The organism is Pseudomonas sp. S3_G06, from assembly GCF_054667565.1.
In genome coordinates, this window is record NZ_CP162738.1 from 1656838 (window position 1) to 1675277 (window position 18440).

Here is an 18440-nt window from a genome sequence, read left to right on the forward strand (position 1 = left end):
TTTATTGCTTTGCAGCGTTAGGCTTGAACGACCGGGATCTTGGCGTTCGCAGCAGCTTCACGGAACTCGGCGATCTGGTCGAAGGACAGGTAGCGGTAGACATCGGCCGCCATGCTGTCGATCTTGCCAGCGTATTCCATGTACTCCTCGACGGTCGGCAGGCGACCCAGGATCGAAGCAACGGACGCCAGCTCGGCCGAGGCCAGGTAGACGTTCGCGCCGTCGCCCAGACGGTTCGGGAAGTTACGGGTCGACGTCGAGACCACGGTGCTGTTCGGCTCAACGCGTGCCTGGTTACCCATGCACAGCGAGCAGCCTGGCATTTCCATGCGAGCGCCGGCCTTGCCGTAGATGCCGTAGTAGCCTTCTTCGGTCAGTTGGTGAGCGTCCATCTTGGTCGGCGGCGACAGCCACAGACGGGTTGGCAGCTGACCCTTGACCTGATCCAGCAGTTTACCGGCAGCGCGGAAGTGACCGATGTTGGTCATGCACGAGCCGATGAACACTTCGTCGATCTTCTCGCCAGCAACGCTGGACAGCAGACGGGCGTCGTCCGGGTCGTTCGGCGCGCAGAGCACAGGCTCGTTGATCTCGGCCAGATCGATTTCGATGACTTCGGCGTATTCGGCGTCGGCATCGGCTTCCATCAGCTCAGGATTGGCGATCCAGGCTTCCATCGCTTGAGCGCGGCGTTCCAGGGTACGCGCATCGCCGTAGCCTTCGCCGATCATCCAGCGCAGCAGGGTGATGTTGGACTGCAGGTACTCGGTGATCGACTCTTTCGACAGCTTGATGGTGCAACCGGCAGCCGAACGTTCGGCCGAGGCGTCGGACAGTTCGAACGCCTGCTCCAGGGTCAGACCTTCCAGGCCTTCGATTTCCAGGATGCGGCCGGAGAAGGCGTTTTTCTTGCCTTTCTTCTCGACGGTCAGCAGACCGTTCTGGATAGCGAAGTACGGAATGGCATGAACCAGGTCACGCAGGGTGATGCCAGGTTTCATCTTGCCTTTGAAGCGCACCAGGATCGATTCCGGCATGTCCAGCGGCATGACGCCAGTGGCAGCGGCGAACGCGACCAGACCGGAACCGGCCGGGAACGAGATGCCCATCGGGAAACGGGTGTGCGAGTCACCACCGGTACCGACGGTGTCCGGCAGCAGCATGCGGTTCAGCCACGAGTGGATGATGCCGTCGCCCGGACGCAGGGAAACGCCGCCGCGGGTCATGATGAAGTCAGGCAGGGTGTGGTGGGTGGTCACGTCGATCGGCTTTGGGTAAGCCGCGGTGTGGCAGAACGATTGCATCACCAGATCAGCGGAGAAGCCCAGGCACGCCAGGTCTTTCAGTTCGTCACGGGTCATGGGACCTGTGGTGTCCTGCGAACCCACGGTGGTCATCTTCGGTTCGCAGTAGGTGCCAGGACGCACGCCCTGGCCTTCTGCCAGACCGCAAGCCTTGCCGACCATTTTCTGCGCCAGGGTGAAACCCTTGGTGCTTTCAGCCGGAGCTTCAGGCTTCTTGAACAGATCGAACGCTGGCAGACCCAGTTCGGCGCGAGCCTTTTCGGTCAGACCACGGCCGATGATCAGCGGGATACGACCGCCGGCACGGACTTCGTCCAGCAGCACCGGGGTTTTCATTTCGAAAGTGGTGATGACTTCGTCGGTACCGTGCTTGCAGACTTTGCCAGCGTGCGGGTACAGATCGATCACGTCGCCCATGTTCATGTTCGACACGTCGAACTCGATCGGCAGGGCGCCGGCATCTTCCATGGTGTTGTAGAAGATCGGAGCGATCTTGCTGCCGAAGCAGAAACCGCCAGCGCGCTTGTTCGGTACGTACGGGATGTCGTCGCCGAAGAACCACAGCACCGAGTTGGTCGCCGATTTACGCGACGAACCGGTACCGACCACGTCACCGACGTAGGCGATCGGGAAGCCCTGGCCGCGCATTTCTTCGATCTGCTTCATCGGGCCGGTCTTGCCTTGCTCGTCCGGAACGATGCCGTCACGGGCCATTTTCAGCATGGCCAGGGCGTGCAGCGGGATGTCAGGACGCGACCAGGCGTCTGGCGCAGGGGAGAGGTCGTCGGTGTTGGTTTCGCCGGTGACCTTGAATACGCGCAGGCTGATCTTGTCGGCCAGAACAGGGCGCTTCTTGAACCACTCGCCGTCAGCCCAGGATTGCAGCACGGCCTTGGCGTGAACGTTGCCGTTCTTGGCTTTTTCAGCGACGTCGTGGAAGGCATCGAACATCAGCAGGGTGTGCTTGAGTTCTTCGGCGGCGACTGGCGCCAGCTCGGCATCGTCCAGCAGTTCAACGAGGGTGACGATGTTGTAGCCGCCCTGCATGGTGCCGAGCAGTTCTACAGCGCGTTTCTTGTCCAGCAGAGGGGAGGTGGCTTCGCCCTTGGCCAGGGCAGACAGGAAACCGGCCTTGACGTAAGCGGCTTCGTCCACTCCAGGTGGTACGCGATTGGTGATCAGGTCAACGAGGAAAGCTTCTTCGCCAGCCGGAGGGTTCTTCAGCAGCTCGATCAGGCCTGCTGTTTGTTCGGCGTTAAGCGGCTGGGGAACGATACCCAGGGCTGCACGCTCTTCGATATGTTTGCGGTAGGCTTCAAGCACAGTTATTACCCTCATCAGTGGTCCCAAATGGGTGTCCGGGACGCTCATCCCGAAATTGCCGTACTCATGCGCCTCACGACGTTGTGGGTCGTTCGGCCAGAATTACCGGCAATTCCTTACAGAAGCTGCTTTCAAAGTTTTACGCCTGCAGAACGGGGAGCTGATGAGGGTTGGCGTTGAGCTTTTCCCCGCTGGAAAAACCCTTCGCCAACACCGCTCTGAAGGAACGACTGTGCTCGTGACGCTTTGAAAACAGCTTCTAACGGACATTGGCGCCTTAAAAGGCTGGCTGATTCTACGGCAAAAAAAATTTAAAGGTAAGTCGCGCTCTATTGGACTTTCGTGGCAATCAGCGCGGCCGGAGCAAACCTGCGACGCTGGCGAGACCTTGCTGTTTGAGGGGTGATCAATGCCCGACAAAGGGCTAACATGCCGGCCTGTTCCGCGTTTCAGTGTTCTGCCCATTTATGCCCAATCAGACCATCAAGACCCCCTGCGTCGGCCTCTGCTCCACCGTTTACGGTGACCTGGTGTGCCGTGGCTGCAAGCGTTTCCACCACGAAGTGATCCATTGGAACGGGTACAACGAGGAGGAAAAGCGTGCGGTCTGGCTGCGTCTGGAGCAATTGCTGTCACAAGTGATGGCGAGCAAAGTCGAGATCTTCGATCCGGCGCGCCTGCGCGAGCAGCTCGAACAGCGCAAGATCCGCTTCGTACCGCATCAGTCGGAATATTGCTGGGCCTATCAGCTGATTGCCCGGGGCGCGCGGGTGATCATTAATCTTGAGGCGTACGGGATGGTATTGCTGCCGGAGTTCCGCGACTGGAACCTGCCGGAACTGCGCGATGCCATTGATCGGGAATTCTTCCTGCTGTCGGAAGCGCATTATCAGCGCTATATCGCCCCGGGCTTTCTGAAAGACGCCTTCGGCGCCTGAACAGCAAAAGATCGCAGCCTTCGGCAGCTCCTACATGGGAATGCGTTCTACCCGTAGGAGCTGCCGAAGGCTGCGATCTTTTGCTCTTAATGTTTCACGGCCAGTTCCACCAGATGATCCTCAACCTCCTGCGGCTTGAGCACCAGCACATCGCTTTCCAGCGTATCCAGCACCGCTTCCGCCGTATTGCCGATCAACGCGCCTGACAGACCACTGCGCGCCACCGTGCCAATTACCGTCACCGCTGCCTGGAGCTTGTGCGCCATGAACGGGATCAGCACATCTGCCGGGCCTTCCTCGACGTGCAGGTGCTCGTCATCGACATCGAACTCCGCCTGAAACGCCCGGCACTGCTCGCGGTATTTGGCTTCTATGGTCGATTTCAGCTGAAACGTCGGGTCCGCCGCCGAGAGCATCGGCGACGGATGCGCGGTAATCACATGCAGGTGCGCCTTGGCCAGACTGGCGATGTCGTAGCCGTGATCGATGATGGTGCTGTGCAAATGCCGATGCTCACCGTCGGCATTGCCGACATCGACCGCAGCCAGGATTACTTTGTCTTTCCACGAACCGGCGGTTTTGACCAGCAGCACCGGGGTAGGGCAGTGGCGCAGGAGTTTCCAGTCGGCCGGGGTCAGCAGGGCCTTTTTCAGCGAGCTGTCGGGAAAATGCTGTTTGATCACCAGGCCGCATCCCTCGGCCTGCTGCACATCGATGATGGTTTCGTGCAGGCTCTCGTTCCACGCCTGTTCGGTGGTCACGCTATAGCCTTCGGCGAGCAATGCAGCCTTGAGCACGCTGAGCAGGCCGGCGTGGTCATGCTTCTTGTCACACACCAGCAGATGCAGATGGGCCTGGGTGACACCGGCGATCAACTTGGCGCGCTTGAGCGCCAGGCTTTCTGCATGTTCAGGTTCGATGACCACCAGAATGCTACGAATGGCTTGCATGAGCGGAGTCTCCAGCAAAGAAAAGGCACGGCGTTGCACAACTATAGTTGCTACCCGAACGTCTGCGACTTGATGCATATCAACAGCCGCCGCTGGTGGTCTGCGGGCAGGCCGGTATAATCGGCGCCCTTCGCTCGAACACCTTTACCGTGAGCCCCATGATCCTTCCCGAAATCCACGAATTCCTTGGCTGCCGCACGCCCGACGCCTGGGTCCAGGCGGCACTGGCCGACCAGGAAACCCTGCTGATCGATCACAAGAACTGCGAGTTCAAGGCCGCCAGCACGGCGCTGAGCCTGATAGCCAAGTACCACGCCCATGTCGACCTGATCAACATGATGTCGCGCCTGGCCCGGGAGGAACTGGTGCACCACGAGCAAGTCATGCGCATCATGAAGCGGCGCAAGATCGAGTTGCGTCAGCTGCATGCCGGCCGCTACGCCTCGGGCCTGCGCAAAGTGGTGCGCAGCCATGAGCCGGTGAAACTGGTCGACACGCTGGTGGTTGGCGCTTTCATCGAAGCACGCAGTTGCGAACGCTTTGAAGCATTGGTGCCGCATCTGGATGAAGAACTGGGCAAGTTCTATTTCGGTTTGCTGAAAAGCGAGGCGCGGCACTTTCAGGGTTATCTGAAACTGGCCTATCAGTATGGTGATGCCAAGGATGTCGCGCAGGTGATTGAGCGCGTCCGTGCGGCCGAGCAGGAACTGATCGAATCGCCGGACGAGGAATTCCGCTTCCACAGCGGTGTGCCGGTCGCCGCATGACTGGGTAGGAGCTGCCGAAGGCTGCGATCTTTTGACCTTGTTTTTAGAAATCAACATCAAAAGATCGCAGCCTTCGGCGGCTCCTACAGAGGTCTGCATTTCAAAAAGGACATCATTGCTTGATTGTAAAAAACTCTTAAGAGTATGAAACATCACCGAAACCGGCCCGAGTGGCCGGTTTTTGCTGTCTGCCGTCATCGCCTGTTCGATGAATGCCAGCATAATATCGGCCCTTCCACGTTTGGCTTGGCAACGGTTGTTATGGATAACCTGGGTTTCGGCAAAGTTCTGCTGGTCGAAGACGATGAGCGTCTCGCCGCACTGATCGCACACTTTCTAGAACAACACGGCTACGAGGTACGCACGGTGCATCGCGGTGATCTGGCCATGGCTGCGTTCCTGGAATTCAAGCCGAAAGTGCTGGTGCTCGACCTGATGTTGCCGGGGCAGAGCGGTTTGCAGGTCTGCCGGGAAATTCGCAGTGTCTCGGACACGCCGATCGTGATCCTTACGGCCAAGGAAGACGATCTCGATCACATTCTCGGTCTGGAGTCCGGCGCTGACGATTACGTGATCAAACCGATCAAACCGCCGGTATTGCTCGCGCGGCTGAGGGCGTTGCAACGGCGGCAGACGCCGGACACCAGCGTGGTCAGTTTCCTCGAGTTCGGGCAATTGAGCATCGACCGCAGTTGCCGTGAAGTGCGCCTGACCGGTGAGCTGATCGAGCTGACCACCATGGAGTTCGAATTGCTCTGGTTGCTCGCCAGCGCGGCGGGCAAGATTCTTTCCCGCGATGACATTCTCAATCGCATGCGCGGCATTGCCTTCGACGGCCTCAACCGCAGCGTCGACGTCTACATCAGCAAATTGCGCAACAAGCTCAAGGACAATCCCCGCGAGCCGGTGTGCATCAAGACCGTGTGGGGCAAGGGCTATCTGTTCAATCCATTCGCGTGGGAGCTGTAGATGCTGCGCTTGTTCCTCGGCCTGTTTCTGGTAATGACGGTAGGGCTGGTGCTGGCCTTGCAGGCGGTCGAGCACACCTTCAATGCGTTGCTCGACAGCCAGATGCAGGATTACAACCGTGAAGCCGTGCGTGGTCAGGCGTGGTCGCTGGTCGATCATCTGCAAGGCCGCCAGGGCTCCGAGCGTGAACAGAAACTCGATTCATTGCGTGCGCACTACGGTCTGTCGCTGAGTCTGGTCGAGGCCGATCAACTGGCCCTGACACCGCAGGAAAAAGCCGAGCTCGCGCGGAACCTGTTGGTGATCCGCGACGATTACACGCAGTTCATCAGCAACATTGATGGCGGCTCGCAGTTGCTCAGCATCAAGCTGCCGCCAGAGCCGAGCCTGATGCCGTTCTACATCACCGCGGCGTACATGATGCTCGCGGTACTGATCGGCATCGTTCTGTTTTTCTGGGTGCGCCCGCACTGGCGCGATCTGGAAAAGCTGCGGCTGGCGGCCGAGCGTTTCGGCGACAACGATCTGTCGGTGCGCATTCAATTGTCACGGCGCTCGAACATCCGCGATCTGGCCGAGCACTTCAATCTGATGGCGGCGCGTATCGAGGGCTTGATCGCCAACCAGCGCGAACTGACCAACGCGGTGTCTCACGAATTGCGCACACCGATTGCGCGGCTTTCGTTTGAGCTCGATCAGCTCAAGCAGCAACCGGACGCGAGCCAGAATCGCGAGCTGATCGCCGACATGTATGCCGACCTTGGTGAGCTGGAGGAGATGGTCTCGGAATTGCTGACCTACGCCAGCCTCGAGCATGGCGCGACGGTGATCAAACGGGAAAATATTCACGCGGCCGATTGGCTCGACAGCGTCGTCGGCAGTGTGGCGCTTGAGGCCGAAGCAGTGGGCGTGCAGTTGTCGATCGCCGGTTGCCAGGTCGACACGGTAAGCATCGAACCGCGGTTCATGGCGCGGGCGGTGATCAACCTTTTGCGCAATGCCATTCGCTATGCCGAACAGCGCGTCGAGGTGTCGCTGCTGCGCAATGGCGATGACTATGAAGTGCGGGTGAGTGATGACGGCCCGGGTGTGCCGCTGGAGGGACGGGAGAAAATCTTCGAACCGTTTTCACGACTGGATGCCAGCCGGGATCGGCGTACTGGCGGTTTCGGGCTGGGCCTGGCGCTGGTGCGGCGGGTTTCCCAGTCCCATGGCGGGCAGGTTGAGGTTGGCGATTCGGTGTGGGGTGGAGCGCTGTTCAGAATGACCTGGGCGCATCTGGACTGATTGATATTGCGTGAGTCGGCCCCTTCGCGAGCAGGCTCGCTCCCACAGGTGATCGCAATCCAAATGTGGGAGCGAGCCTGCTCGCGAAGGGCGCGGTATTTAGCGGGTCACGCCGAGTCGCTCATGCCACTGGGCGATCGATTCTTCGGGATATTCATCAAACTGCTGATCCTTCGGCTTGGCCTCCACCTCGACCCACGGCGCTTTCGAGCCGAGCATCAGGTGCGTGCGTTCCGGCGGCACCGGCAGCGGCGTATCGATTGCCGAGGCGAATGGATGAATCAGCCCCGGCCACTCCGGGCTGAACAGCCACAGGCCGCTGCCGCACAGCGAGCAGAAGTGACGCTCGGCGCTGCTGCGATGGGCGCGTTTATCGCCGTCGGCTTTCATTTTTGCGTGGTAGATATTGATGTTTTTGCGTCCGCGAACCTGGAGAGTGGTCGCGTCACCGCCAAGGTTGATCGCATAACCGCCGCCGCCCTGGGTCTTGCGGCAGATCGAGCAATAGCAGCGTTGATAGGGATAAGGATGGGCGCTGTCGAGGCTGAACGTGACTTCGCCGCAATGGCAGGAGCCTTCGAGGTGCATGGTGCTCTCCTGTGTCTGAATGGTCCGCTTCAGCCTAGAACATTCTGCCTGATGCTTGCCGGTGTGATGCGACCGGCGGGCGCAGCGTCTAGCCCCAGTGTCCCCGCGATCCCATGGGGCGAGACTTTCGGAACCCGGCATGCAAGCGCTGTTGAACGAGATCCTTGACGCCGTCCGGCCCCTGATCGGGCAGGGCAAAGTTGCTGACTATATTCCCGCCCTCGGCACGGTGCCGGCCAACCAGTTGGGCATCGCCGTGTACAGTAACGATGGCGAAATGTATTGCGCCGGCGACGCTGAAACGCCGTTCTCGGTGCAGAGTATTTCCAAGGTGTTCAGCCTGGTGCAGGCCATCGATCACTCCGGCGAAGCGATCTGGGAACGGCTAGGCCACGAGCCGTCCGGCCAGCCGTTCAATTCGCTGGTGCAACTGGAAATCGAGCGCGGCCGCCCGCGTAACCCGTTCATCAACGCCGGGGCGCTGGTGATCTGCGACATCAACCAGTCGCGATTCGCTGCGCCGACACTGTCGATGCGCGACTTCGTCCGACGCCTGTCGGGCAACCCGCAGATCATGATCGACGGCAAGGTCGCCGACTCCGAATATCAGCATCGCGCGCGTAATGCGGCGATGGCCTATCTGATGCAGTCGTTCGGCAACTTCCACAACGATGTCGAAGCGGTGCTGCGCAGCTATTTCAGCCATTGCGCACTGCGGATGAATTGCATCGATCTGGCCCGAGCGTTCTGCTTTCTGGCCAATGACGGGTTCTGCAAGCACAGCGGCGAGCAGATCCTGACGCGCCGCCAGACCCAACAGGTCAACTCGATCATGGCCACCAGCGGTTTGTACGACGAGGCAGGCAATTTCGCCTATCGCGTCGGCCTGCCGGGCAAGAGCGGGGTCGGCGGCGGCATCGTTGCGGTGGTGCCGGGGCAGTTCAGCGTGTGCGTGTGGTCGCCCGAGCTGAATACCGCCGGCAACTCGCTGGCGGGGATGGCGGCGCTGGAGTTGCTGAGCTCGCGGATTGGCTGGTCGGTGTTCTGAAGACACACCACGATTTCCAGTGTGGGAGCGAGCCTGCTCGCGAAGAGGCCGGTACATTCAGCATCGATGTCGTCTGACTGGCCGCTTTCGCGAGCAGGCTCGCTCCCCCGGGTGCAGTGTTGCTTTGCAGGATCGTGTTCTATACATTTTCCGGCCGCCCTCTGCATGGTGAATCCGCTTCATGTCTCTTGCGCTCGAACGTCTAGTCGCTGGCACGCCGATCCCTTTCGCTGGTAACCGCGTCACCGTGGTCAGCCCCGAACTGGCCGCGCGGTTTCAGCCCGGTGACCATCTGCTGGTCGAGCAGGTCAGTGGCGAGTTGTTGCTGATCTCCGTGGCTGATCAACAGGCCGCCTCGGTGGCAATCGAGCGTGCGGCTGCGGCATTCACAGCGTTGTCGGCGGTGTCCGATGAAGCCATCAGCCAGTTTTTCGATCTGTTTGCTCAGCGCCTGGAAAGTCCTGAATGCTGGACGCAGATCGAAGCCGCCAACCGCGCCGACATCGAGCGAGCCAAGGCGCGCGGCCGCTCGACCACACGCTTGCTCGCTGATGAACGCATGCGCCGCGACATGATCGCCGGGCTGCGCGCCTGGCGTGATGCGCCACCGACGCGGGGCAAAGTGATCAGCAGTGTTGAGCACGATGGCTGGAAGGTAGAGCAAGTGGTCTCGCCGCTGGGCATCGTAGCCTTTGTCTTCGAAGGCCGACCCAACGTATTTGCCGACGCCGCCGGAGTGTTGCGCACCGGTAATACGGCTGTGCTGCGCATCGGCAGCGATGCGTTGGGCACTGCGCAAGCCATCGTCACTCACGCCTTGAACCCGGCACTGGCCGAAGCCGGCTTGCCGGTTGGCGCGGTGTCGTTGGTGGAGAGCGTCAATCACGCCGCCGGCTGGGCGATGTTCGCCGATCGGCGTCTGTCGCTGGCGGTGGCGCGCGGCTCGGGCCGTGCGGTCAGTCAGTTGGGCAGCATCGCCCAGCAGGCCGGCACTGCCGTCAGCCTGCACGGCACCGGCGGCGCGTGGCTGATCGCCGACCGTGACGCCGACGCCACTCGCTTCGCGGCAGTGGTGCGCAACTCCCTGGACCGCAAGGTCTGCAACACCCTGAACGTCTGCCTGATTCAGCGCGAACGCGCCGATGAGCTGGTGCCGCTGTTCCTCAATGCCATGAAAGACGCCGGTACTGCACGCGGCCAAGGCTGCAAATTGCACATCGTCGCGGGCAGTGAAAATTGCCTGCCAAGCGAATGGCAGAACGCAACGGTCGAGGTTTATCGCGCCGAGGGTTACCAGACCGAAGCGCTGGCCGAGTCTTTGCCCGAGTCGGAGCTGGGCCGCGAGTGGGAATGGGAAGAAACCCCGGAAGTCAGCCTGATGATTGTCGACGATCTGGATCAGGCGATTGCGCTGTTCAACCGTTACAGCCCGCAATTCACCGTGTCGTTGATCAGCGAGGCGGCGGCGGTTCAGGAACGCTTCTACAACGCGGTGAATGCGCCGTTCGTGGGCAACGGCATCACCCGTTGGGTCGATGGCCAGTACGCGTTGAACAAGCCGGAACTGGGCCTTTCGAACTGGGAGAGCGGGCGCCTGTTCGCGCGCAGCGCGATTCTTTCCGGCGATGGCGTATTTACCGTGCGTAGCCGGATGACTCAGGTTGATGTCACGGTGAAACGCTGATCTGTTGATCGTTCCCACGCAGAGCGTGGGAACGATCACCGGCCGGGGGGTCAGGCTGCGTTGGAAGTCCTAGCGCTGATTGCGCAAGTGGTTGGTTGCTCGACCAGCGCCACAAAGGTGCGACGATCGGAAGTGAGTGCGTCGATCGAACCGGTCTCGATGTCGTACACCCAGCCATGCAGATTCAGCCGCCCTTGCTCCTGGGCCAGGCGCACACTCGGGTGGGTCTGAATATTCGCCAGTTGCGCGATCACGTTCTCGCGCACCATCGAACTTAATTTCGCCGCGTCGCTGCCATGCACGCGCGCTTCGTTCATCACCTTCGCCGACTCGGCATGCTGCAGCCAGCCGCTGACGGCGGGCAGGTGATCCATGCATTTGCACTGGGCAATCGCCGTCATTGCGCCGCAATCGGAGTGGCCGCAAATCACGATATCGGTCACCCCCAGTACCGCCACCGCATACTCCACCGTCGCCGAGACCCCGCCCGGATGCGGGCTGTAGGAGGGCACGATATTGCCGGCGTTACGGATTACGAACAGTTCGCCGGGCTCTTGCTGGGTCAGCAGCTCAGGCACCACGCGGCTGTCGGAGCAGGTGATGAACAGCGTGCCGGGTTGCTGAGTCGTGGCCAGATGTTTGAACAGCTCGCTGCGTTGCGGGAAGGCTTCGTTCTGGAATTTCAGGAAGCCGTCGATCAGGGCTTTCATGGGCGTGTCCTCGTGGCAGAAATGAGATGGCCCGCACGCAGGATGCGGGCCGGGCGCATCAGAACGGGCGCAGCGGCAGGAACTTGCCGTCGAGCGTCACCACCGCGCGGGAGCCGCCTTCCGGGTCTTCGACTTTCTTGATGTCCAGTTTGAAGTTGATCGCACTGATGATGCCGTCACCGAACTGCTCGTGAACCAGCGCTTTCAGCGTGGTGCCGTAGATCTGGATCATTTCGTAAAAACGGTAGATGGTCGGATCGGTCGGCACGCCGCTGAGGCTGCCGCGCAAAGGAATGATCTGCAGTGCGGCGACGTCATCGGCGCTGAGGTCGAGCTTGTCGCCGACCACTTGAGCAGCGTTTTCCGGCAGCGGATGCTGGCCGAGCAGGGCGGCGGTGACGTAGGCCAGGCTGAGGCCGGTGCCGTCAGCAAGATTCTGCCACGACAGATCTTTTTTCGCCTTGGCGTCGAGAACGCGGGTGGTCAGGGCCAGGCTGTTGTCGTTGTAGGCGTGGGACTGTTGCATGGTGTCACTCCTTTCAGGGGTTGGCTTGCTTGTGTGGAAACAATGTTGCGCCGGTTGATTCATAGCGTCCAAGACCGATATACAATGCTTCGCATAAGCCCTGCCTATAGATGGTGCCCTCATGCTGTTGCGACATTTGCGTTATTTGCTCGCCGTTGCCGATCACGGTGGCTTCACCCGCGCCGCCGAAGCGCTGCATGTGTCGCAGCCGACGTTGTCGCAGCAGATTAGGCAACTGGAAGAAACCCTCGGCGTGAGCCTGTTCGATCGCACCTCGCGCACGGTGAAGCCGACGGATGCAGGCGCGGCTTATATTGAATGCGCACGGCGCGTGCTGGTGGAGCTGGAGGCCGGGCAGCGCGCCTTGCACGACGTGAAGGACTTGTCCCGCGGCACGCTACGTCTGGCGATGACGCCGACGTTCATGGCGTATCTGGTCGGGCCACTGGTGCGCGACTACGGGGCACGGTTTCCCGGGATTCATCTGGAAGTGTTCGAACTGTCGATGGACGACATCGAGGCCGGGCTGGCGGATGACTCGCTGGATGTCGCGATCGCGTTTACCCCGGTGCGCAATGCCGATATCGAATGCATACCGGCGTTTACCGAGACGCTGGGGATCATGGTCGGGCCTGGGCATCCGCTCTATGACAGCCCTTCGGTGTTGACGTCGACGGAATTGGCTTCAATGGATTTCGCCTTGCTGGCGCCGGGCTTCATTACGCGGTTGTTGGTGGATGAGTATTTCCGCGAGCACGGGATTACGCCGCATGTGCGGATTGAAGTGAATTCGGTGAGTACGTTGCTGGAAGTGGTGCGGCATGCGCCGCTGGCGACTATGTTGCCCGAGGCGATTGCCAGCGAAGACCGCGCGTTGCGCCGCTTGCGGGTCGAAGGGGAGGCGCCGCAGCGGGGAGCGGCGTTGTTGCGGCGCAGGAATAATTATCACAGTGCGGCGGCGTTGGCGTTTGTTGATCTTGTTCTGCAAACGCGTACGACATGAACAAGACCTGTGGGAGCGAGCCTGCTCGCGAATGGGGTGTGTCAGACACTGATGTTTGCGCCTGAAGAGTGCATTCGCGAGCAGGCTCGCTCCCACAAAGTTGCAGTGTGAGTTCTGGATGTAAAAAGGGCCTGTTTCTTATCAATGCAGGCCCTTTTTTACTGAAGTGTTATTCAATACAACCGATCAATCACCCGAACTTCATTCTGATTCTGCATCGAATCCCACGCCTGTTTCAGCGTCTGCAGCACACTGCCGATGAAGTCCTTGTCGGCCGCAGCCTTCTTGCCGACATAACCGTGGCCGCGGCGGTACATCTTCAGGCGGGCCAGCAGGTTTTGGTGGTTGCGGTCGAATTCCTCTTCGCCAGCGTGAGGCGACAGGCAGTCGATGTGTACCTGGCCCGACTTGCTGATCCAGAGAATATGGCTGTCGTGGCTGTCTTTCTGCGCCGCGAACATACGCGCCAGTTCTTCGATAGTGGGTTGATTGTTCAGATTCATTGTTATGCCCCTTGACCAGTCTGGTGATCTTTCAAAGTTGGTTCGCTAATACAGGTAGCCCATCGGTTAGTTGATCCCTGGCACCGAAACCAGGACGTCAGCGCTCGCCCGTATGAAGTACGGGGTCATGCATCTGTTGCATGTAGTCGTGTTGAATAACTGCTACGCAATAGCGTCACAACGAGGAGAAGCAGCGAAAACCGGGAGGCTCCTTGACGACAATCCAGTGTCGGCCACAAGCGTCTTGAGAATTTTCGCCAGCGCTTCTCGTCCTTGTACTGGACGTTCAGGCCAGGTCAGCTTCTTCAATCTGCCTTGTGGGCAGCGTGTATCCGGAAAAAACAACTCGGCGGTCAGACGAGTTTGCTCAAGCATGTTACCAGTGCTCCCGATCGGGGAGCGTCTTCATCATGCAAAAGCAAAACGATGCCGTCAACGGTTTTGTAGTGATTATTTTCAAGCACTACATATTGTCGGACAAAGCTGTTTTGGAATGAGAAAAGGTCCGTTTCGACAAAGTCGAGAAGGGAACCGCGAGGGATTCAGCGAGTCGTCGGACGCGCCGTGCGTTTGCGCGTACCGGCGGCTTTGCTCGCCGTCGACTTGCGCTTTTTCTTCCACGGCGCTGCGGCTTTGCCGGCAGGCGGCGGGCCGCTGATGGTCAGGCTGAGGGCGGAGCAGCGGCTGACCTGCTTGCTCATCCACGCAGCCTGTTTGGTGACGAATTCTTCCAGACTCATCTCGCCGCTTTGCACCATGTCCAGCGCCTGTTCCCAGATCGCCGTAGTGCCAGGATCGGCGATCGCGCGCGGCACTGCATCGATCAGGCTGAACGCCGCAGGTGTCGCCGCCAGCGCCTTGCCGTTCTTCACCAGATAACCACGATCCAGCAGCCCTTGGATGATCGATGCGCGGGTAGCTTCGGTGCCGATGCCGGTGGTGTCCTTGAGTTTCTGTTTGAGCAGCGGATCCTCGACCAGTTTGGCGACGTTCTTCATCGCCTTGATCAGATCGCCTTCGGTGTAGGGTTTTGGCGGTTGCGTCCACAGATCCTTGAGATTCACTTTCGCCACAGCGCATTCGACGCCCTGGCTGAGGGTCGGCAAGGTTTGCGGCGCGGGGGCTTCGCGGCCCTTGGCCGGGGCCAATGCCTCTGGCAGTGCACGCTTCCAGCCCGCTTCGATGATCTGCTTGCCCACCGCGCGCAGGGCCTGCCCGTTGCAGTCGAAATCAGCCTGAGTGCGATCGTATTCGTGATTGGGCAGGAACTGCGCCAGGTAGCGCGCGCGAATCAGCGTGTACACCGCGCGATGCTTGCCGGTCAGACGTTCGAGGTTCTTCGCGGCGATGGTGGGGATGATGCCGTGGTGAGCGCTGACCTTGGCGTCATTCCAGGCCCTTGAGCGCCGCTGCGGTTCGAGAAAATCCTGCAACGCTTCAAGGCTCGTATCGGCCTGGCGCAACGCTATGAGGATCGACGGCGCCTCACCGTGCTGGCTCAACGGCAGAAAGCCGCAATCACTGCGCGGATAGGTGATGACTTTGTAGGTTTCGTAAAGGGCCTGGGCGATGTCGAGGGTTTCCTGGGCGCCGAGGCCAAGCTTTTTCGAGCAGACTTCCTGCAAGGTGCCGAGATCGAAGGGCAGGGGCGCCACTTCGCGCATGCGCTCGGTTTTCAGCTTGATCACCCGTGCGCTGTCTGCACTGCTGATCGCCGCCGCTGCTTGTTGCGCCAACGCCTGATTCAGGCAGCGATCCTGATCATCACAAACGTCTGATGGTGCGCGCCACTGTGCGGTAAACGTCGTGCCATTGTGCAGCAAATCCATGTCGATTGCCCAGAACGGTACGGGCACGAAATCGGCGATGCTGCGGTCGCGGTCGACCACCAGTCGCAGGGTGGGCGTCTGCACTCGGCCCACAGGCAGCACGCCCTGATAACCCGACTGCCGGCCCAACAAGGTGAACAGTCGACTCATGTTCATGCCGATCAGCCAGTCCGCCCGTGAACGGCCCAGCGCCGAGTGATACAGGCTGAATGTTTCGGCTCCCGGTTTCAGCGCGGCCAAGGCCTTGCGAATCGATGCCTCGTCCAGCGCCGACAGCCACAAGCGGCGGATCGGCCCGCGATAGCGGCAGTGCTCGACCAGTTCCCGGGCGATCATCTCGCCTTCACGGTCGGCGTCGGTGGCGATGATCAGTTCGCTGGCCTCGCCAAGCAGACGCTTCACCGCTTTGTACTGGCTGGCGGTGCGCGGCTTGACGGTCATCTTCCACTTGTCCGGAATGATCGGCAGATCGGCCAGCACCCAGCGCTTGTAGCGCGCGTCGTAGGCATCCGGCGGCGCTGTTTCGAGCAAGTGGCCAATGCACCAGGTCACTGTGACGTCCGTCCCCAACCAGCAGCCGTCGCCGCGCCGTTTGGCGCCGAGCACGGCCGCAATGTCTTTGGCCTGGGAAGGTTTTTCACAGAGGTACAGCCGCATAGCTACCATCGCTGGTTGGTGTGTGGAGAGGGCACAGAATGGCGGGAGTTCGCGGCGGGAGCAACTTTTATCTGTATGGATATACAGATAAAAGCGTTGCAGGAGGTTTAGCCGTTCGGCCGTAATCCAGTCGAGCTGCGCAACCATCAGCTATACCTGAACCGGTCTCTTCGCTGTGCTCAGGAGAACCTCATGAAAAGCCCCAGTCCCGTGATCAGCCTGGAACAACTTGCCGGGTGCCTGCTGGTGAAATTCCACGGCATCCAGGTCGCCGCGTCCTCCCACGCGCTGATCCTCAACGAAGCCAACTATCCGCCGGTGTACTACATCCCGCGCGAAGACATCGACGAAAAATACTTCGCCCGCACCGACCACACCAGCTATTGCCCGTACAAGGGCGACGCCAACTATTTCAGCCTGCAAGTGCCCGGACATGAGGGTGCCAACGCGGTGTGGACGTACGAAAACCCGAAGGTCTCCGTCGCATCGATCCGCGACTACGTGGCCTTTTATCCGGACCAGGTGACATTCGAAGTGATCAAGGCGGACGCCTGAGCAAAAAAATGGCGAGAGAATCGCTTCCCTCGCCATTGTGTCAGCGGGTTTTTCAGTTCTTGTCGAGATCGATATTCTTCGTCTCACGCAGACAGATCATCCCTACCACCAGGCTCACCCCGGTGATCAGCACCGGATACCACAGCCCGTAGAAAATATCCCCGGTGTACACCACCAGCGCAAACGACACGGTGGGCAGGAAGCCGCCGAACCAGCCGTTGCCGATGTGATAGGGCAGCGACATCGAGGTGTAGCGAATGCGGGTCGGGAACAGTTCGACCATCAACGCGGCCAGCGGGCCGTAGCACATGGCCGAGATGATGATCAGCGCGACGATCAGGGCGACGATCATCGGTTTGTTGATCTGCTGCATATCGGCTTGTTGCGGGTAGCCGGCGAGGGTGATCGCGCCGCGCAGTGCCGCCTCATCGAAACCATCCAGCTTCACGTCGCCGACACTCACTTGCACGGCGCTGCCCGCAGGCGCTGCGACGCTGGAGTAGGGCAGGCCTTGTTTGACCAGGAAGGTCTTGACCTTGTCGCAGGGGCTGTCGAATTTAGCCTTGCCCACCGGATCGAACTGGAAGGTGCAAGTGGCGGGGTCGGCGAGGACGGTGATCGGCGCCTGACGGCTGGCCTGATCGATCGCCGGATTGGCGTAGTGGGCCAAGGACTTGAAGATCGGGAAGTACAGCGCGGTCGCCAGCAGCAGGCCGAGCATCAGCACCGGTTTACGCCCGACCTTGTCCGACAGCCAGCCGAAAAAGATGAAGAATGGGGCGCCGATCACCACACTGATGATCAGCAGACTGTTGGCCACCGCCGGGTCCATTTTCAGGAACTGGGTGAGGAAGAACAGCACATAGAACTGCGCAGCGTAAAAGGTCACCGCTTGCCCGGCGTTGATGCTGAACAGCGCGATCAGCACGACTTTGAGGTTTTCCCATTTGCCGAAGGATTCGCGGATCGGCGCCTTCGAGGTTTTGCCTTCTTCCTTCATTTTCAGGTAGGCCGGCGACTCGTGCAGGCTCAGGCGAATCCAGGTGGAAATACCCAGCAGCACGATCGACAGCAGAAACGGAATGCGCCAGCCCCAGACTTCAAACTGGTCGCCGGTGAAGTAGCGGCAACCGAGCACTACCAGCAGCGAGAGCAGCAGGCCGAGGGTCGCGGTGGATTGAATCCAACTGGTGTGGAAGCCGCGTTTGCCGATGGGCGCGTGCTCGGCCACGTAGGTCGCCGCACCACCGTATTCGCCACCGAGCGCCAGGCCCTGAAGCATGCGCAGCACCACCAGAATGATCGGCGCGGCGATGCCGATGCTGGCGTAGGTCGGCAGCAGGCCGACGCAGAACGTCGCCACGCCCATCAGAATGATCGTCGCCAGAAAGGTGTATTTGCGCCCGATCATGTCGCCCAGGCGGCCGAACACCAACGCGCCGAACGGCCGTACGATGAAGCCGGCGGCGAACGCCATGAGCGCGAAGATGAATGCCGTGGTGTCGTTGACCCCGGCGAAGAACTGCTTGCTGATCACCGCCGCGAGGGCGCCGTAGAGGAAGAAGTCATACCACTCGAACACCGTCCCGAGTGATGAGGCGAAGATGACTTTCTGCGTGGCGTTGCTGGTCTCGGCGCTGCCCGCAGCGTCCAGCGGCTGAACGTGTTCTGACATATCGGTATCCCTCACAGTGATTGTTTTTGTTGTTCCACTGGTGTTGCGTGTCCGGTAATGCGCGATGCCTTGAATCTAACGCGGTGTCCTGTAGGAGCTGCCGAAGGCTGCGATCTTTTGATCT

Annotated in this window: 16 protein-coding genes; 8 read left to right on the forward strand and 8 right to left on the reverse strand. The window is 60.2% G+C overall.

The window, feature by feature from the left end:
• Positions 1-17: 17 nt before the first annotated feature.
• Complete coding sequence (acnB, locus tag AB4N47_RS07635; RefSeq protein WP_024013276.1) at positions 18-2627, reverse strand: bifunctional aconitate hydratase 2/2-methylisocitrate dehydratase; 2610 nt, start codon at positions 2625-2627, stop codon at positions 18-20.
• 467 nt (positions 2628-3094) lie between these two features.
• Between acnB and AB4N47_RS07640 the strand changes: the two genes are divergently transcribed.
• Positions 3095-3565, forward strand: a complete 471-nt coding sequence (locus tag AB4N47_RS07640) for a DUF1289 domain-containing protein (protein WP_024013275.1) — start codon at positions 3095-3097, stop codon at positions 3563-3565.
• Positions 3566-3651: 86 nt separating this feature from the next.
• Here the strand turns inward: AB4N47_RS07640 and AB4N47_RS07645 are convergent, their stop codons facing one another.
• Positions 3652-4515: a universal stress protein gene (locus AB4N47_RS07645; RefSeq protein ID WP_122507981.1), complete on the reverse strand. Its 864-nt coding sequence runs from the start codon at positions 4513-4515 to the stop codon at positions 3652-3654.
• Between the two features lie 158 nt (positions 4516-4673).
• Between AB4N47_RS07645 and AB4N47_RS07650 the strand changes: the two genes are divergently transcribed.
• The 3 genes from AB4N47_RS07650 to AB4N47_RS07660 all read left to right on the forward strand — a co-directional run bounded on the left by AB4N47_RS07650 (position 4674) and on the right by AB4N47_RS07660 (position 7538).
• Complete coding sequence (locus AB4N47_RS07650; protein ID WP_041480839.1) at positions 4674-5282, forward strand: MiaE family protein; 609 nt, start codon at positions 4674-4676, stop codon at positions 5280-5282.
• Positions 5283-5543: 261 nt separating this feature from the next.
• Entirely contained in the window at positions 5544-6251 is a 708-nt protein-coding gene (locus AB4N47_RS07655) for a winged helix-turn-helix domain-containing protein (protein WP_016775114.1), read from the forward strand.
• A complete protein-coding gene (locus tag AB4N47_RS07660; RefSeq protein ID WP_341637245.1) occupies positions 6252-7538 on the forward strand; it encodes an ATP-binding protein in 1287 nt (428 codons plus the stop codon).
• A 99-nt stretch (positions 7539-7637) separates the two neighbouring features.
• Here the strand turns inward: AB4N47_RS07660 and AB4N47_RS07665 are convergent, their stop codons facing one another.
• Entirely contained in the window at positions 7638-8126 is a 489-nt protein-coding gene (locus tag AB4N47_RS07665; RefSeq protein ID WP_341637246.1) for a GFA family protein, read from the reverse strand.
• A 139-nt stretch (positions 8127-8265) separates the two neighbouring features.
• Between AB4N47_RS07665 and glsB the strand changes: the two genes are divergently transcribed.
• Both glsB and AB4N47_RS07675 read left to right on the forward strand, forming a co-directional pair.
• Positions 8266-9174 (forward strand): glutaminase B, encoded by a 909-nt coding sequence (gene glsB / locus AB4N47_RS07670; protein ID WP_460154453.1) that lies wholly within the window; start codon positions 8266-8268, stop codon positions 9172-9174.
• Between the two features lie 181 nt (positions 9175-9355).
• Positions 9356-10858: an aldehyde dehydrogenase family protein gene (locus AB4N47_RS07675; RefSeq protein WP_460154454.1), complete on the forward strand. Its 1503-nt coding sequence runs from the start codon at positions 9356-9358 to the stop codon at positions 10856-10858.
• A gap of 50 nt (positions 10859-10908) precedes the next feature.
• Here AB4N47_RS07675 and AB4N47_RS07680 read toward each other — a convergent pair whose 3' ends face one another.
• Positions 10909-11568: a carbonic anhydrase gene (locus AB4N47_RS07680; RefSeq protein WP_341637248.1), complete on the reverse strand. Its 660-nt coding sequence runs from the start codon at positions 11566-11568 to the stop codon at positions 10909-10911.
• A gap of 58 nt (positions 11569-11626) precedes the next feature.
• Positions 11627-12094, reverse strand: a complete 468-nt coding sequence (cynS, locus tag AB4N47_RS07685; protein WP_341637249.1) for a cyanase — start codon at positions 12092-12094, stop codon at positions 11627-11629.
• A 121-nt stretch (positions 12095-12215) separates the two neighbouring features.
• Between cynS and cynR the strand changes: the two genes are divergently transcribed.
• On the forward strand, positions 12216-13097 hold the full coding sequence (gene cynR, locus AB4N47_RS07690; protein WP_341637250.1) for a transcriptional regulator CynR: 882 nt from the start codon (positions 12216-12218) through the stop codon (positions 13095-13097).
• 173 nt (positions 13098-13270) lie between these two features.
• On the opposite strand, the gene AB4N47_RS07695 is transcribed toward cynR, so the two are convergent.
• Positions 13271-13600, reverse strand: coding sequence for a hypothetical protein (locus AB4N47_RS07695; protein WP_041480831.1), 330 nt, complete (start codon positions 13598-13600; stop codon positions 13271-13273).
• A 542-nt stretch (positions 13601-14142) separates the two neighbouring features.
• Positions 14143-16086, reverse strand: a complete 1944-nt coding sequence (locus tag AB4N47_RS07700) for a DNA topoisomerase III (RefSeq protein ID WP_341637251.1) — start codon at positions 16084-16086, stop codon at positions 14143-14145.
• Between the two features lie 192 nt (positions 16087-16278).
• Here AB4N47_RS07700 and AB4N47_RS07705 point away from each other — a divergent pair, with 192 nt between their 5' ends.
• Complete coding sequence (locus AB4N47_RS07705; protein WP_341637252.1) at positions 16279-16641, forward strand: DUF427 domain-containing protein; 363 nt, start codon at positions 16279-16281, stop codon at positions 16639-16641.
• A gap of 52 nt (positions 16642-16693) precedes the next feature.
• Here the strand turns inward: AB4N47_RS07705 and AB4N47_RS07710 are convergent, their stop codons facing one another.
• On the reverse strand, positions 16694-18316 hold the full coding sequence (locus AB4N47_RS07710) for an MFS transporter (protein WP_024013261.1): 1623 nt from the start codon (positions 18314-18316) through the stop codon (positions 16694-16696).
• Positions 18317-18440: the final 124 nt, after the last annotated feature.